The organism is Arthrobacter sp. HMWF013, assembly GCF_003061105.1.
Taxonomy (GTDB): domain Bacteria; phylum Actinomycetota; class Actinomycetes; order Actinomycetales; family Micrococcaceae; genus Arthrobacter.
In genome coordinates this window covers 18,907-34,360 of record NZ_QAIQ01000017.1, presented here as the reverse complement: position 1 = coordinate 34,360, position 15,454 = coordinate 18,907, and the positions used below count along the sequence as shown (strand labels likewise).

General features: G+C 66.4%; 17 protein-coding genes. 16 read left to right on the top strand and 1 reads right to left on the bottom strand.

Annotation, left to right across the window (positions count from 1 at the left end; translation table 11 throughout):
* The 13 genes from DBR22_RS00775 to DBR22_RS00715 all read left to right on the top strand — a co-directional run.
* Nucleotides 1–960 (top strand): zinc-dependent metalloprotease (locus tag DBR22_RS00775; RefSeq protein ID WP_108597338.1); only part of this gene is annotated, 960 nt, incomplete at its 5' end.
* 84 nt (nucleotides 961–1,044) lie between these two features.
* Complete coding sequence (gene tilS / locus DBR22_RS00770) at nucleotides 1,045–2,112, top strand: tRNA lysidine(34) synthetase TilS (protein ID WP_108597337.1); 1,068 nt, start codon at nucleotides 1,045–1,047, stop codon at nucleotides 2,110–2,112.
* A gap of 37 nt (nucleotides 2,113–2,149) precedes the next feature.
* A complete protein-coding gene (hpt, locus tag DBR22_RS00765; protein ID WP_108597333.1) occupies nucleotides 2,150–2,701 on the top strand; it encodes a hypoxanthine phosphoribosyltransferase in 552 nt (183 codons plus the stop codon).
* A 185-nt stretch (nucleotides 2,702–2,886) separates the two neighbouring features.
* The gene (gene ftsH / locus DBR22_RS00760; RefSeq protein WP_108597332.1) at nucleotides 2,887–4,953 is read left to right on the top strand and encodes an ATP-dependent zinc metalloprotease FtsH; all 2,067 of its coding nucleotides are present in this window, start codon (nucleotides 2,887–2,889) and stop codon (nucleotides 4,951–4,953) included.
* Between the two features lie 10 nt (nucleotides 4,954–4,963).
* On the top strand, nucleotides 4,964–5,608 hold the full coding sequence (gene folE, locus DBR22_RS00755) for a GTP cyclohydrolase I FolE (RefSeq protein ID WP_108597331.1): 645 nt from the start codon (nucleotides 4,964–4,966) through the stop codon (nucleotides 5,606–5,608).
* 10 nt (nucleotides 5,609–5,618) lie between these two features.
* Nucleotides 5,619–6,539: a dihydropteroate synthase gene (gene folP, locus DBR22_RS00750; RefSeq protein WP_108597330.1), complete on the top strand. Its 921-nt coding sequence runs from the start codon at nucleotides 5,619–5,621 to the stop codon at nucleotides 6,537–6,539.
* Nucleotides 6,540–6,552: 13 nt separating this feature from the next.
* A complete protein-coding gene (folB, locus tag DBR22_RS00745; protein WP_108597329.1) occupies nucleotides 6,553–6,957 on the top strand; it encodes a dihydroneopterin aldolase in 405 nt (134 codons plus the stop codon).
* A complete protein-coding gene (folK, locus tag DBR22_RS00740; protein ID WP_108597328.1) occupies nucleotides 6,954–7,490 on the top strand; it encodes a 2-amino-4-hydroxy-6-hydroxymethyldihydropteridine diphosphokinase in 537 nt (178 codons plus the stop codon). The genes folB and folK overlap by 4 nt, the downstream gene beginning before the upstream one ends.
* A 2-nt stretch (nucleotides 7,491–7,492) precedes the next feature.
* Entirely contained in the window at nucleotides 7,493–8,029 is a 537-nt protein-coding gene (locus tag DBR22_RS00735) for a DUF3180 domain-containing protein (protein WP_108597327.1), read from the top strand.
* The gene (locus tag DBR22_RS00730) at nucleotides 8,010–8,522 is read left to right on the top strand and encodes a PH domain-containing protein (protein WP_108597326.1); all 513 of its coding nucleotides are present in this window, start codon (nucleotides 8,010–8,012) and stop codon (nucleotides 8,520–8,522) included. The genes DBR22_RS00735 and DBR22_RS00730 overlap by 20 nt, the downstream gene beginning before the upstream one ends.
* The gene (locus tag DBR22_RS00725; RefSeq protein ID WP_108597325.1) at nucleotides 8,519–10,150 is read left to right on the top strand and encodes a PH domain-containing protein; all 1,632 of its coding nucleotides are present in this window, start codon (nucleotides 8,519–8,521) and stop codon (nucleotides 10,148–10,150) included. Before DBR22_RS00730 ends, DBR22_RS00725 begins: the two co-directional genes overlap by 4 nt.
* Nucleotides 10,143–11,033, top strand: coding sequence for a Rossmann-like and DUF2520 domain-containing protein (locus DBR22_RS00720; RefSeq protein WP_108597324.1), 891 nt, complete (start codon nucleotides 10,143–10,145; stop codon nucleotides 11,031–11,033). The genes DBR22_RS00725 and DBR22_RS00720 overlap by 8 nt, the downstream gene beginning before the upstream one ends.
* Nucleotide 11,034: 1 nt before the next feature.
* Nucleotides 11,035–11,964 (top strand): 4-phosphopantoate--beta-alanine ligase, encoded by a 930-nt coding sequence (locus tag DBR22_RS00715; protein WP_108597323.1) that lies wholly within the window; start codon nucleotides 11,035–11,037, stop codon nucleotides 11,962–11,964.
* A 22-nt stretch (nucleotides 11,965–11,986) separates the two neighbouring features.
* Here the strand turns inward: DBR22_RS00715 and DBR22_RS00710 are convergent, their stop codons facing one another.
* Nucleotides 11,987–12,259, bottom strand: a complete 273-nt coding sequence (locus DBR22_RS00710) for a hypothetical protein (protein WP_108597322.1) — start codon at nucleotides 12,257–12,259, stop codon at nucleotides 11,987–11,989.
* Between the two features lie 128 nt (nucleotides 12,260–12,387).
* Between DBR22_RS00710 and DBR22_RS00705 the strand changes: the two genes are divergently transcribed.
* The 3 genes from DBR22_RS00705 (at nucleotide 12,388) to DBR22_RS00695 (ending at nucleotide 15,427) form a co-directional block, all read left to right on the top strand.
* Nucleotides 12,388–13,008, top strand: coding sequence for a TetR/AcrR family transcriptional regulator (locus tag DBR22_RS00705; RefSeq protein WP_108597321.1), 621 nt, complete (start codon nucleotides 12,388–12,390; stop codon nucleotides 13,006–13,008).
* A gap of 215 nt (nucleotides 13,009–13,223) precedes the next feature.
* A complete protein-coding gene (locus DBR22_RS00700) occupies nucleotides 13,224–13,790 on the top strand; it encodes a type 1 glutamine amidotransferase domain-containing protein (protein ID WP_108597320.1) in 567 nt (188 codons plus the stop codon).
* Nucleotides 13,791–13,939: 149 nt separating this feature from the next.
* Nucleotides 13,940–15,427, top strand: a complete 1,488-nt coding sequence (locus DBR22_RS00695) for a DHA2 family efflux MFS transporter permease subunit (RefSeq protein WP_108597319.1) — start codon at nucleotides 13,940–13,942, stop codon at nucleotides 15,425–15,427.
* The last annotated feature ends 27 nt before the right edge of the window (nucleotides 15,428–15,454 follow it).

The window sequence follows — 15,454 nt, the reverse complement described above, 5'->3', positions numbered from 1 at the left end:
TCGGTGCCGCACGTCCACGAGATCACCGGCCTTGACGCGGCCAAGGACCTCCGGGACTCTTCGGTCCTGGTGGTGGACCGGGCGAACTGGGCCAAGGCCAACACGCAGAGCTTCGCCGTGATGCTCAAGCCCGCCATGGAAAAGATGCTTGCCAGCCGCCGCGGCACCGTCAGCCCCGCCGCCGCCAGCGTCAGCGGAGCCATCACCGGCAGCCAGCTCGGCGCGGTCCTGGCGTTCCTGTCCAGCAAGGTCCTGGGCCAGTACGATCCCTTCGCGGCGCTCGCGGAAGGCTCCAAAGCGCCGGCGGGCGGCAGGCTGCTTCTGGTGGCACCCAACATCGTCTCCGTGGAGCGTGAACTCAATGTCACTCCGGAGGATTTCCGCCTCTGGGTCTGCCTGCATGAGCAGACCCACCGGGTGCAGTTCGCGGCCGCGCCGTGGCTCCGCCACCACATGCTCGAGCAGATCGATGACCTCAGCGGGCACCTCCTGGGCAACGTGGACACCCTGATGGAACGTGCCTCCGCCGCGGCCCGATCCCTCAAGGACCGCAGCGCCACGGGCGATACCCCCGGCCGGGGCGCCATCCTGGACCTGCTGCAGAATCCCGAGGAAAAGGCCGCCATCTCCCACCTGACGGCGGTCATGAGCCTGCTGGAAGGCCACGCCAACGTGGTGATGGACGCCGTGGACACCAGTATTGTCCCGTCCGTCAAGACCATCCGGCAGCGCTTCACGGACCGCGGCAAGGACCGCGGTGTGATGGAGAAATTCATCCGCAACCTGCTGGGGCTGGATGCCAAGATGCGGCAGTACTCCGACGGCGCGAAGTTTGTCCGTGCCGTGGTGGACGTGGCCGGCATGGAAGGCTTCAACAGGGTGTGGGAGTCCGCTGACCACCTTCCCACCGAACCCGAAATCCACGACGCCAAGCTGTGGCTGGACCGGATGGGCCTGTAGTTGCCTGACGCCACCACCGGTTTTCACAGCGGACGACGACGGCCCGGCAGGCTTGCGCCCGTCGTCGGCACTGCGCGCAAGGCCCTGCAGAACGCGCTGGCCGACGCCGGCTATCCGGCGCACGTGCTGGTGGCATGCAGCGGGGGACCGGACTCGCTGGCGCTGGCCTCCGTGGCGGCCTACTTCGCCCGGCGCGGGCACGTGGACGGCCGTCCGGTAACAGTAGGCGCAGTGGTGGTGGACCACCAGCTCCAGGCCGGCTCAGCCGGGGTGGCCGCCCGGACCGCCTTGACCCTGCAGGAACTGGGGCTTGCGCCGGTGGAAGTCCGGACCGTGGTGGTTGCGCCCACCGGCATGGGCCCGGAAGCGGCCGCCCGGGACGCACGCCATGCGGCGCTGGAAGCGGAAGCCCACGCCCAGGGCGCCGCCGCAATCCTCCTCGGCCACACCCTGGACGACCAGGCCGAACAGGTCCTGCTCGGCCTCGCACGGGGATCCGGCACCCGTTCCCTCGCCGGGATGAGGCCCGCCCGCGGCCTGCTGCTGCGGCCATTCCTGGGCCTCCGGCGCGCTGACACCCTGGCAATCTGCGCCGCGGAGGAACTCGAACCCTGGCACGATCCCAGCAATGCAGACCCCGCTTTCGCCCGGTCGAGGACCCGCGTGGAGGTCCTGCCGCTGCTGGAGGAAAAGCTCGGCCCCGGCGTCGCTGAATCGCTTGCCCGGACGGCGGCCATCCTGCAGTTGGACGCCGATTATCTGGAGGACGTGGCAAACAGCACGTTCGCAGCGCTGGTGGAGCGGTCCGGGCAGGAACTGAGCCTTCCGGAAGAAGCTTTGGGCCGGCTTGCCCCGGCCATCAGGTTCCGGGTGATCGCCAAAGCCGCCGCCGACGTCGGGGGCCAACAGCCCAGCTACCAGCGCCTCCTGGCCGCGGAAGCGCTGTTGCGGCGGCAGGGTTCCGCAGGCCCCGTGGAGCTCCCGGGCGGCGTGAGTGTGTACCGGCTCTCGCTGGCCCGGCTGGCGGAACCCGACGGCACGGACACGGCCGCCCCCACTGCCGGCCGGGCGGAGGGCGGCAATCCCGTTCCCCGCGAAGGTGCCCGCTGTGGGAAGCTAGTATTCCGGCCTCAAAAACCGCCCAAAAATTAGTCGCATCCCGCATTCCGTATCTACACAGGAGCCATTGGTGGATTCAAACGACGTCCAGGCAGATCTCAAGCACGTTCTCTACACCAAGGAACAGATCCAACAGCGGATCGGTGAACTCGCTGCCCAGATCGACAAGGACTACGAAGGCCGCGATCTCCTGATCGTCGGCGTCCTCAAAGGTGCAGTGATGGTCATGGCAGACCTCGCCCGCGCGCTCCACAGCCACGTCTCCATGGACTGGATGGCAGTTTCCTCCTACGGCTCCGGCACCCAGTCCTCAGGGGTTGTCCGCATCCTCAAGGACCTCGATACGGACCTGATGGGCAAGGACGTCCTGATCGTAGAGGACATCATTGACTCCGGCCTGACGCTCTCCTGGCTGAAGACCAACCTGGAATCCCGCGGCACTGCCTCAGTGGAAATCTGCACCGCGTTCCGCAAGCCTGCAGCCACCAAGGTCAAGATCGACGTCAAGTACGTCGGCTACGACATCCCCAGCGAATTCGTCGTGGGCTACGGCCTGGACTACGCCGAGAAGTACCGCAACCTGGACTTCGTGGGCACGCTCGCCCCGCACGTCTACGAGTAACCCGCCCCCTTGCCGCCGGCCATGGCCGCGCACCGGTTCCGCTACGCCCAGAGGGAACTTTTGGGCGGCTCCATGCGTGAATTACACCGGACGGTGTATAGCTAGAAGCTGACGCAGCACCATCACGCGCGCAGACCACTCGCCGTGCAGCACTACCAGGAGGGACGGGGCCAGCCCCCGAACAGATGAAAGCTAAGAGTTTCTTCAAGGGCCCGGGCATCTGGATCGTTGTTGTGATCGCCATGCTCCTCGTGGCCTTTGCAACGCTGGCTCCCGGCGGTGCGGCACGGATCGACACAGATAACGGCCTGGAGCTCCTCGCCGACAGCGGCAAGGTGGAGCAGGCAAAAATCTTCGACGGCGAAAACCGCGTTGACCTGGTGCTGAAGGACAACCTGACCGTCGACGGACAGGACAAGGGCAAGAGCGTCCAGTTCTTCTTCGTTGACGCCCGCGCCGCCGACGTCGTCAAGGCCGTCACTGCCGCCAAGCCCGCCAACGGCTACACCGACCAGCCGATCGAAAGCAACTGGTTCTCCGGCCTGCTTTCGCTCCTGATCCCCGTGATCCTCCTTGGCGCACTGTTCTGGTTCCTGATGACCCGTATGCAGGGCGGCGGTTCCAAGATCATGCAGTTCGGCAAGTCCAAGGCAAAGATGGTCAACAAGGACATGCCGCAGGTGACCTTTGTGGACGTCGCCGGTGCGGATGAGGCCGTCGAGGAACTGCAGGAGATCAAGGAATTCCTGCAGGAACCCGCCAAGTTCCAGGCTGTCGGCGCCAAGATCCCCAAGGGCGTGCTGCTGTACGGCCCTCCCGGAACCGGCAAGACCCTCCTGGCCCGCGCCGTCGCCGGTGAAGCCGGAGTCCCCTTCTTCTCGATCTCCGGTTCCGACTTCGTGGAGATGTTCGTCGGTGTGGGCGCCTCCCGTGTCCGCGACCTTTTCGAACAGGCCAAGGCCAATTCCCCGGCCATCATCTTCGTTGACGAGATCGACGCCGTCGGCCGCCACCGCGGCGCCGGCATCGGCGGCGGCAACGACGAACGCGAGCAGACCCTCAACCAGCTCCTGGTGGAGATGGACGGCTTCGACGTCAAGACCAACGTCATCCTCATCGCGGCAACCAACCGTCCGGACGTCCTGGACCCGGCACTGCTGCGTCCGGGCCGGTTCGACCGCCAGATCACGGTTGAGGCGCCGGACCTGATCGGCCGTGACCAGATCCTCCAGGTCCATGCCAAGGGCAAGCCCATGGCGCCCGGTGTTGACCTCAAGAGCGTGGCTAAGAAGACCCCCGGCTACACGGGTGCCGATCTCGCCAACGTGCTCAACGAGGCCGCCCTGTTGACGGCCCGCTCCAACGCCAACCTCATCGATGACCGCGCCCTGGACGAGGCGATCGACCGCGTCATGGCCGGCCCGCAGAAGCGCAGCCGCGTGATGAAGGAACATGAGCGCAAGATCACCGCCTACCACGAGGGCGGCCACGCCCTGGTGGCGGCAGCCCTGCGGAACTCCGCGCCGGTCACCAAGATCACCATCCTGCCCCGCGGCCGCGCCCTGGGTTACACCATGGTGGTGCCGGACAACGACAAATACTCCGTGACCCGCAACGAGTTGCTGGACCAGATGGCCTACGCCATGGGCGGCCGCGTGGCTGAGGAAATCGTCTTCCACGATCCCTCCACCGGCGCCTCAAACGACATCGAAAAGGCCACTGCCACGGCCCGCAAGATGGTTACCGAGTACGGCATGAGCGAGCGCGTCGGCGCTGTCCGCCTCGGCCAGGGCGGCGGTGAGCCGTTCCTGGGCCGCGATGCCGGGCACGAGCGCAACTACTCCGATCAGATCGCCTATGTGGTGGATGAGGAAGTGCGGCGCCTGATTGACCAGGCCCACGACGAGGCCTACGCCATCCTGATCGAGAACCGCGACGTCCTGGACCAGTTGGCCCTCGAACTCCTGGAACGGGAAACCCTGAACCAGGCCGAGATCGCCGATATTTTCAGCGACATCCGCAAGCGCGACTTCCGGGAAGTCTGGCTGTCCAAGGAGTCCCGTCCGGTGCAGCAGGCCGGCCCGGTGGAGTCCCGCCAGGAGAAGGCCGAACGGGAAGCCCAGGAGGAAGCCAAGCAGGCCCGCCTCGACGAACCGCTGGACGCCCAGCCGCCGCACCCGCAGGGTGTGCCGGAGGACGCTCCGTTCCAGGGCGGCATCCCCGACTCGGGGCCCGACGCCCTGCGCGGCTAAGCTTTCTCCTGTGAATCACTTCGACGACGACGACGCCCACGACTCCGCCATGCACCCCGCAGAGGGTGGATCCCACCACAAGAAGCACGAAAAGGTGGACCGGCCGCGGATTGAAGCTGCCGTCCGCGAAATCCTGCTGGCCATCGGTGAAGATCCGGACCGGGGCGGGCTTCAGGACACCCCCAAACGGGTCGCCAAGGCCTACGCCGAGGTGTTCGCGGGGCTGCACCATGATCCCGCGGACGTCCTCTCCACCACCTTCGACCTTGACCACGAGGAACTGGTCCTGGTCAAGGACATTCCCTTCTACTCGACGTGCGAGCACCACCTGGTGCCGTTCCACGGGGTGGCCCACGTGGGCTACATCCCCTCACATGACGGAAAAGTGACCGGGCTGAGCAAGCTGGCCCGGCTGGTGGACATTTATGCCCGCCGTCCGCAGGTGCAGGAGCGCCTCACCACGGAAATCGTCGAAGCGATGGTCACCCACCTCAAACCCCGTGGCGCGATCGTCGTTGTTGAATGCGAACACATGTGCATGTCCATGCGCGGTGTCCGCAAGCCCGGAGCAAAGACCGTCACCAGCGCGGTCCGCGGGCAGCTCCATGACCCGGCCACCCGTGCCGAAGCCATGAGCCTCATTCTCGGAAGGTAACAATCAGACCATGGACTCACTTGCAGCAGCCCCGGGAACCGGGCCGGCAACATCGCCGCTGCCCATCCTGCGCAAACCGCGCCCGGCCGCCAGGTTCGCAGACCTGCCCACGGACCGCACCCTGGTCATGGGCATCCTCAACGTCACCCCGGACTCCTTCAGTGACGGCGGAAAGCACGCCACCGCAGACACCGCTATCGCGGCCGGCCTGCGGATGTTCTACGCCGGAGCGGACATCATCGACGTCGGCGGCGAATCGACGCGGCCCGGAGCCGAAGACGTAAACCCGGAAGAAGAACAGCGCCGCGTGGTCCCGGTCATCCAGGCCCTGGTCAAGGCCGGAGCCCTGGTCAGCATCGACACCACCCACGCATCCACCGCCGCAGCTGCCCTGCAGGCCGGGGCGGCCATCATCAACGACGTTTCGGGGCTCACCATCGAGCCCGAGATGGCGGAACTTGTGGCTTCGTCCAAGGCTCCCTACGTGCTCACCCACCGCCGCGGCGACGCCCGCACCATGAACTCCCTGGCTGAATACCAGGACGTCGCCGGCGAAGTGGTTGCGGAGCTCGCCGGAGTGCGGGACAAGCTCTACGCAGCCGGTGTCACCCCGGACCAGATCATTGTCGATCCGGGCCTGGGATTCGCCAAGAACGACGCCCAGAACTGGGAACTGCTGCAGAACCTCGACCAGCTGGCGGGACTGGGGCACAAAGTCCTGGTGGCTGCATCCCGCAAGCGCTTCCTCGGCACGCTGCTCACGGTGGCCGGCAAGTCCGCCGCCCCGGAAGAACGCGACGCCGCCACGGCAGCGATCACTGCCATCAGCGCCTCCCGTGGCGCCTGGGCAGTCCGCGTGCACGACGTCGGACCCAGCCTTGACGCCGTCAAGGTCGCCTCACGCTTGGCTGCTGCACACACCAACCACTAGGGCCGGGGGACCCATGGACAGGATTACGCTGAGCGGGGTCACCGCGGTCGGCTATCACGGCGTGTTTGATTTTGAACGCCGCGACGGCCAGCCGTTTGTGGTGGACGCCGTACTCCATCTGGACTTCGCCAAGGCCGCTGAATCCGACGACGTCCGGGACACCGCGCACTATGGTGAGGTGGCGGACCGGATCAAGGAGTGGATCACCGGGGAGCCGCTGAACCTGATCGAGGCCCTCGCGGTCCGGATCGCCGATTCGCTGCTTAGGGACTTCACCATCGAGGCGGTGGACATCACCGTTCACAAGCCGCAGGCGCCCATTGAGGTGCCTTTTGGTGATGTGGCCGTGAGCGTCCACCGTGCCCGGCAGCAAAATGCCCCCACAGAGGCTGCCCCACCAGGCGGGCCGCAGCCATGACCGGCTATACCAAGGCTGTGCTGGCGCTCGGCAGCAACCTGGGCGAGCGGAACGACACCCTGTCCGAAGCTGTTGCGGACCTGGTGGACCCGCCCGAGGTCCGGCTGCTCGCTGTTTCCCCTGTGGTCCAGACCAAAGCGGTGGGCGGCCCGGCGGGCCAGCCGGACTTCCTGAACATGGTCATCACCGTCGAAACAACCCTGGATCCCACTGAATTACTGAGGCACTGCCAGGCGGTGGAGAACAAGCACCACCGCGTGCGGGAGGTCCGCTGGGGGCCGCGGACGCTCGACGTCGACATCATCACCTACGGCGATGTCATCAGCGACGATCCCGTGCTGACGCTGCCGCATCCCCTCGCGGCCAAGCGCGCCTTTGTGCTTTACCCCTGGTCCCTGATCGAGCCGGCCGCCACGTTGGACGGCGAACGCATCAGCGTCCTGGCTGCCCGCGCCGCCGACTTCGGCGATCTTGCCCCATTTGACGGGTTCGGCGACTACGACGGCGTCCCCACAGCAGGGGCGGTGGAGTAGCCGTGAAGCCCATCAATCCCATCCGCCTGATGCTGATCGGCCTGGTCATGGCCATTGCAGGCTGGTCGGCCACGGTGGTGACCAGCCGGTTCAGCCTGGCCACCCCGGTTCTGCCGGCCACCGCCCTGGCCTCCATGGGCGTGATCGTGGCCATCACCCTGATTCTTGGTATCCGGATCCTCAGGTGGCGTAACAGCAACCGCGACGCCACCAAGAAAAAGACTGTACTGAATCCGATCCTCGCTGCCCGGACGCTGGTGCTGGCCCAGGCCTGCGCCTACGCAGGCACTGTCCTGCTCGGCTGGCACGTGGGGATCTTCCTGGACCAACTCCGGATCTGGAACCTCCGCAGTGACCAGGGCATCACCTGGGTGGCTGTCGCCATGGCCGGCGGCGGCCTGGTCATGATCGTCGTGGGGCTGCTGGTGGAGCGGTTCTGCAAGATCCCGCCCGAAGACACCGAAACGCCCGGCGAGGGCAAACGGAGCCCGCGGGGCGAAGCCGCAGGGGAAGGCGAATATGCGTACCGAGGCGATTGATCCTCCCGGCATCATCTGGCAGCGCGTGTCGCCGAAGTACATCACCGTCCGGCTGGTGCAGTGGGCCATCGCCAACCTGGCCGCAGTGCTGATCCTGTCCCTTCCCCTGGTACTTGTCCTGTCGGGCTGGTGGCGGTGGCCCCCGCTGTGGCTGGCCATCACCGTCCCGGCCGTAACGCTGGTCCTGGCATTGTGGCGGCTCGCGCTGATCCCGCGCCAGGTGCGCGCCATCGGCTATGCGGAACGTGATGACGACCTGCTGATCCGCGGCGGCATCTTCTTCCAGCGGACCATGGCTGTACCGTACGGGCGGATGCAGTACGTCGATATCGCAGTGGGACCCGTGGAGCGCGGGCTGGGGCTCTGCACCCTCAAACTGCACACCGCCTCGCCTGGGACCAACGCGCTGATCCCAGGCCTGCCCGCTGCGGAGGGCGCCCGCCTGCGCGAGCAGCTCGCAGCCCGGGGCGAAGCCAGGCTGGCAGGACTGTGACCGCAGACGTTCCGGAGCCCGGCGCGCCTGCAGTGCTTCCGAAAACGCCCGACGGCGAGTGGCTGCGGGTCCACCCGGCGTCGCCCTTTGTGCGTGGCTGGCTGGCGCTGGCAGCCATCGGCTTTTTCTTCGGGCGGGACATTTTCGAACGGATGCTGCAGGGCCGGCCTGTCTTCGAAGAAGACTTCGCCGGCAGGGCCCCCTGGCTCGTGGCCGCCGGTGGTGCCGTGCTGCTGGCCACGGTGGCCGGTTTCGTCCTGGAGTGGTACTTCACCAAGTACCAGGTGTCCGGCGGCTACGTCCGGGTGAACTCGGGTTTCCTTTTCCGCCAGCAGCGGCAGGCCCGGCTGGACAGGGTCCAGGCCATCGACATCGTCCAGCCGCTCCTGGCCAGGATCTTCGGTCTGGCTGAGCTCAAGTTCGAGGTGGCGGACGCCGGCGAATCCGCTGTGCGGCTCGCGTTCCTGCGCATGGATGATGCCCGGCAGCTCCGGGCGGACATCCTGGCGCGCGCGGCCGGCGTGGTCCTGGATCCTGAACGTCCGCAGGAACCGGCTCCTGAGGCGCCGGAACATCCCGTACTGTCAGTGCCGCCGTCGCGCCTGGTGGGTTCGCTCCTCCTGAGTGAACAGAGCTTTTTTGTGGTCCTGGGCGGCGTCGCGTCGGTGATCCTGTCCGCCGTGACGGAGAACCGCGGCTTCTATTTCTACCTGATTCCCGCGGCGCTGGGCCTGGCTGCCAGCTACTGGGGCTCCTTCAACAAGGGCTACAACTTCACTGCCGCTATTTCGCCGGACGGGATCCGGCTGCGCTACGGGCTCCTGGATACCCAGGCGCAGACGCTGCCGCCCGGCAGGATCCAGGCCCTGAGAGTCTCGCAGCCGCCGCTGTGGCGTATCTTCGGCTGGTACCGCATCCAGGTCAATGTTGCCGGGTACGGGGCGCTGGGCAGCAACGGAGAAGTGTCTTCGCGCACCACACTGCTGCCGGTCGGAAAGCTGCCTGACGTGATGAGCATGCTCTCGCTGGTGCTCCCGGACCCGGGTACTGCCGAACCCGGGCGGATTTTCGCGGCCGGGCTCAACGGGCTGGATTCCGACGGCGGTTTTGTCACCACACCGCGCCGCGGCAGGCTGCTCGCACCGCTGGGATGGCGCCGCAACGGGTTCACGGCCACCGCTACTGCCCTCCTGATCCGCTCGGGCCGGTGGTGGCGGCAGTTGGTGGTGGTCCCGCATCAGCGGACCCAGTCACTGGCCCTGCACCAGGGTCCGCTCGCACGGCGTTTCGGGCTCGCGGACCTTGTCCTGCACACCACGGCCGGCCCTGTATCGCCGCGGCTGATCCAGGCCGGCGCGGACGAGGCCCGTGCCCTCTTTGATGCGCAGGCCGCCCGGGCCCGGCTGGCCCGCAAGCGTCAGACCACCGAGCATTGGCTAGCGCAGGTGGTGGAGCCCTTCCAGGCGGCGGTACCGGTGGTGCAGGACCTCCAGGGCACGGCGCCGGTGGCTGAGTCCACCGGGACTCGTGCCGCGCCAGCCGTTGAGTCGGTTGAGCCGGCACCCGCTGCTGAGGCCAGCGACACCCCGCCCCTGACACCCCAACAGGAAGGCCCGCAACGTGGCTAAGCCCGGACGCCTCGGCGTCGGAATCATTGGTGCCGGCAAAGTGGGCGCCGTCCTCGGTGCCGCCCTGCGCGCTGCCGAGCACGCCGTCGTCGGGGTTTCCGCGGTGTCCGACGCCAGCCGCGAACGCGCGGAGGCGTTGCTGCCCGGCGTTCCGGTCCTGGAGATCCAGGACATCGTGGAGCGCTCCCAACTGGTGCTCCTGGCAGTCCCGGATGACGCCCTGGCCGGCTTGGTTGACGGTCTGGCCAAACTGGGGGCCTGGCAGCCGGGTCAGATTGTTGCCCACACCTCGGGCAGGTTCGGCGTGGGGGTCCTCCGCCCGGTCCGGGCGGCGGGGTCCATTCCGTTGGCTTTGCACCCGGCGATGACTTTCACCGGCATGAGCCTGGACCTCGCCCGCCTGCTTGACTGTACATTCGGGGTCACCGCGGACGCCGCGATGCTGCCCATCGCCCAGGCGCTGGTAGTGGAGATGGGCGCTGAGCCGGTGGCTATCGCGGAGGGGGACCGCACCCTGTACCACGCCGCCCTGGCGCATGGCTCAAACCACTTGGTGACCCTCGTGGCACAGTCGTCCCAGTTGCTGCGGGACGTGGGCGTTGAAGCGCCCGAACGCATGCTCGGACCGCTGCTGCGCGCCACCCTGGAAAATGCCCTGGCCTCTGGCGAATCGGCCCTGACGGGGCCGGTGGCACGCGGCGACGTGGGTACCGTCCAGGCTCATGCGGAGGCGTTGCGTGAGCACGACGCCGGGGCGCACGGCGACGTGCTGGAGGCATACCTCGCCATGGCCCGCGCCACTGCCCTGCGCGCGGAAAGCCGTGGGCTGCTCAAGACCGAACAGCTGGGAGCAATCCGGGCTGCGCTGGAAGAAGGAAACTGACATGGCCATCCAACTGGTAACCACGGCGGCGGAGCTGCGGAACGCGGGTGCCCGCCTGCTCACGCACAAACAGGGCCGCTCACAGGGCCTCGTGCCCACCATGGGCGCGCTCCACGAGGGGCATGCCACGTTGGCGCGGACCGCCGTCGAACAGAACGACGTGGTGGTGGCAACCGTCTTCGTGAACCCGCTTCAGTTCGGTGATGCCGTGGACCTGGACCGGTACCCGCGGACCCTTGATGCCGATCTGGCACTCCTGGAAGAGCAGGGTGTGGACCTGGTCTTTGCGCCCTCCGTCGAGGAGGTCTATCCCGGTGGCCAGCCGCTGGTGCGCGTGAGCGCGGGCTCCCTCGGGGAGAAATGGGAAGGCACCTCCCGGCCGGGCCATTTCGACGGCGCCCTGACGGTGGTTGCCAAACTGCTGCACTACGGCACACCCGCAGCCGGGTTGCCCGCCACCGGGGCCTTCGTCACGGGAGGCGGCGGGGGACTGCCCTCCTACCGGGCCTACTTCGGCCAGAAGGACGCGCAGCAGCTGGCCCTGGTGCGCCGCATGGTGGCGGACCTGAACTTTCCGGTCGACATCGTGGCGGTGCCCACTGTGCGTTCCGCTGACGGGCTGGCCCTCTCCAGCCGCAACCGCTTCCTTTCGGCAGAACAGCGCGACGCTGCGCTGGTGCTCTCGCGGGCGCTGCGGCTCGTCGAGGAACGGGCGAACGCGAATGAGCCGTTAGATCTCGAATCCGTGCAGGCGCTGATTGAATCCCAGGCGCTGGTTGAACTGGACTACTTCGACGTGGTGGATCCGCGCACCCTGGAGCCGCTCGCCGAAAACTGCCGTAACGTTCCGTTCCGTGGCGAGGGGTTGGCGCTTATCGCGGCCAAGGTGGGACCGGTCCGGCTGATAGACAACGTACCGCTCAGCTCCTGATACCGGGCAGGCTTGGCAGGAGCTATTCGCCTTGAGGGTCCCGGTTGACCATCAGTTGCTGCAGGAGAGCACGTTCCGGCCGGCCGGGGTTCTGTGCCACGCAGCGGCGCAGCCTGGCCCTGGCCAGTTCCTCGCTGGGGTTGGTCCCGGCCAGCACTTCATCGATGATTTCCTGGGCCTGCCATCGCAGGGATTCCTTCGCGAACTGCCGGACTTCAGCGGACGCCGCCGCTCCTTCAATCCACGGATCGGTCTGTTCGCTCGGGATAAATTCGAAAACTCGCTCTGCTGACATTGGGGCCTCCTTGCACCAGGCCGGTGGATTCCTGATGGGGTCCCTCGGCGTCGAAGCACTGCGCTGAAAAACACATTACAGCGAGTAAGACTGGTCTGTCTCCCCTGAGGGGTAAACTTATTCTTACGATGATTCACGGCGCAGATCCCGTACCGTCCCCTGCTGAAGTACAGGTAGCGGCGGTACTTGGGCCTGCCGATTCGCGGAGCCGGATCCTCGCCGTGGCCTATGATCTTTTCTCCCGCCGCGGCGTGCGGGACGTGGGCGTGAACGAGTTGATTGAACGCTCGGGCGTGGCCAAGGCAACCTTCTACCGGCATTTCCCGTCGAAGGATTCCCTGGTCCTCGCCTTCCTTGAACAGCGGGACCAGCTCTGGACCGTAGAAGCCATCGTCAGCCAGGCGCGGCTCCGCGGCACCACACCCACCGAACAGCTGCTGGCCATCTTTGATGTCTTTGGTGACTGGTTCCTCCGGGACGATTTCGAGGCCTGCTCCTTCATCAACGTCCTGCTTGAGATGGGTCCCGCCCATCCGCTGGGCAAGGCCAGCATCGATTACCTGGCAAAGATCAGGGGCCATGTGCAGGCACTGGCCGAAGAGGCAGGCCTGCAGCGCACCGAGGAATTCTCCCGGTCCTGGCACATCCTGATGAAAGGCTCCATCGTCTCGGCCACCGAAGGCGATACCGGGGCTGCGAAGCGCGCCCAGCAGATGGCCGGCTGGCTTATCGAGCACCACCGCAGCTGACCTCCCCGCGGCGGCGCAGTGGATCCGTCCGCGCGGAAGGTTCCCAGCTTCGCCCTGGTACACCTAGCGCCGCTGTTGCCTACAGTGATTCCCAGATAGTCAGCTTGCTTATGACTTGAGGCTTTTCTAGGCTGGGTGGGTCAGACACTCAACTCTCGAAGCGGTCCCCGCGTGCGCTCGAAGCCACGCCGGTCCGCCTCACTGAAGGAGGAAAAATGTCAGAACACAGCATCGCAGGGAAGAAGGTTGCCTTCCTGTTGACGGACGGCGTGGAGCAGATCGAGCTCACCAGCCCGTGGCAGGCAGTGAAGGACGCCGGCGGCGAACCCACCCTGGTGGCCCTGTCGAGCGGCCGGCTGCAGGGCTTCAAAGGCACCGAGAAGGGCGATACCTTCGACGTGGACCTCACGGTTGCCGAGGCCGACGCTTCGGACTTTGACGCGCTGGTGCTCCCGGGCGGGGTAGTGAACGCCGATCATCTGCGGGTGGACAAAGATGCGCAGAAGTTCACGCGCAGCTTCTTCGAGCAGCACAAGCCCGTGGCCGCCATTTGTCATGGCCCGTGGCTGCTGATCGACGCCGGTGTGATCCGGGGCCGCAACGTGACCTCGTACCACACGCTCCAGACCGACCTGAAGAACGCAGGCGCCAACTGGAGCGATGAGGAAGTAGTGGTGGACCAGGGCCTGGTGACCAGCCGCAGCCCGAAGGACCTCCCCGCCTTCAACAGCAAGGTGGTGGAGGAAATCTCCGAAGGCCGGCACGCCGGCCAGACGGCATAGGCGGAAGTGTTCCCTCAGGGTTAAGAAAAATACCCGGTGGAGGAATTCCTCCACCGGGTAGAGTGTTGGAATCTGCAGCGACGATGCTCGCGCGCCACTTTATTCCCAGGCCCGCGCCACTACATTCCAAACTCCCTGAGGGAACACCCATGTCTACAGAAGTCTCTCCGAACGCTGCCGGGCAGCCCGGCCAGCCTGCACCAACAGCGGCTACGAAGCAGCCCGCCACGGAGAAAATGTCCCGCGAGTCGGTGACCATCATCGCCACCCTGCTCGTGGCCACCTTTGTGGTGATCCTCAACGAGACCATCATGAACGTTGCCCTGCAGCGGCTGATGGTGGACCTTGGCGTCGATGCTCCCACCGTTCAGTGGCTCTCCACCGGCTTTATGCTCACCATGGCCGTGGTCATCCCCACCACAGGGTTCATTCTCCAGAGCCTCTCCACCCGTGCGGTCTTTATGCTCGCCATGGGACTCTTCGCAGGCGGCACCGCCCTGGCGGCCATCGCACCCGGCTTCGAAATCCTGCTGCTGGCCCGCATTGTCCAGGCCGGCGGCACGGCAATCATGCTGCCCCTGCTGATGACCACCATCCTTACGCTGGTGCCGCTGGCCAAGCGCGGCGCGGTCATGGGCAACGTCAGCATTGCCATCTCGGTCGCGCCGGCCATGGGACCAACCGTCTCCGGGCTGATCCTGGAGCACTTCACCTGGCGCTTTATGTTCGTGTTCGTCCTGCCGGTGGCGCTGGCAGCCCTCGCCATCGGCGCCAAATACCTGACCAATATCGGTGAGACAGAAAAGACCAAGCTCGATTTCTTCTCGGTCTTCCTGACGGTTCCGGCCTTCGGCGGCCTGGTCTACGGTCTCAGCCAGATCGGTGGCGGACACGGCGGGCAGGCCGGTCCCGGCACCGCGGCCGTTGCCGCGCTCGTGATCGGCGTCGCCAGCCTGGCGGTCTTTGTGCTGCGCCAGGTCCGGCTGCAGAAGGCTGAGGCGCCCCTGCTGGACCTCCGCGCCTTCAAATTCCGCATGTTTACTGTCTCCGTGCTGCTGATGGTGGTGGCCATGATGGCCCTCTTCGGCGGCGTCATTCTGCTTCCCCTCTACCTTCAGGAAATCCGCGGACTGGGTTCCCTTGAGACCGGGCTGGTGCTGCTCCCGGGTGGCCTGGCCATGGGCCTGCTGGGTCCGGTCATCGGCCGCCTTTTCGACAGGATCGGCCCCCTGCCGCTCACCGTGACCGGATCGGTCCTGATGGTGGTGGCCCTGTGGCAGTTCTCCATGCTCGACGCCGGCACTGCTGTGTGGTGGATTGTCACCCTCCATGTGGGGCTGAGCTTCGGGCTCGCGCTGCTGTTCACTCCGGCGTTCACCACGGGCCTGAACCCGTTGCCGCCGCATCTGTACTCGCACGGCTCGGCGATCATGAGCACCACACAGCAGGTCGCCGGCGCGGCCGGCACCGCGTTGCTGGTGTCCATCTTCGCCGTGGTCTCCGCGGCATCAGGCCTTGTGGCGGGGATGAGTGCCGCGTTCCTGACGGCAACTGTCATAGCCCTTGCCGCCGTCGTGCTTTCCGCGATGATGCGCAAGACCGAGGGCGCAGCCCCGGGCCACGGACCGGCCCACTAACCCACGCCCAAACCAACCCCACTCCCA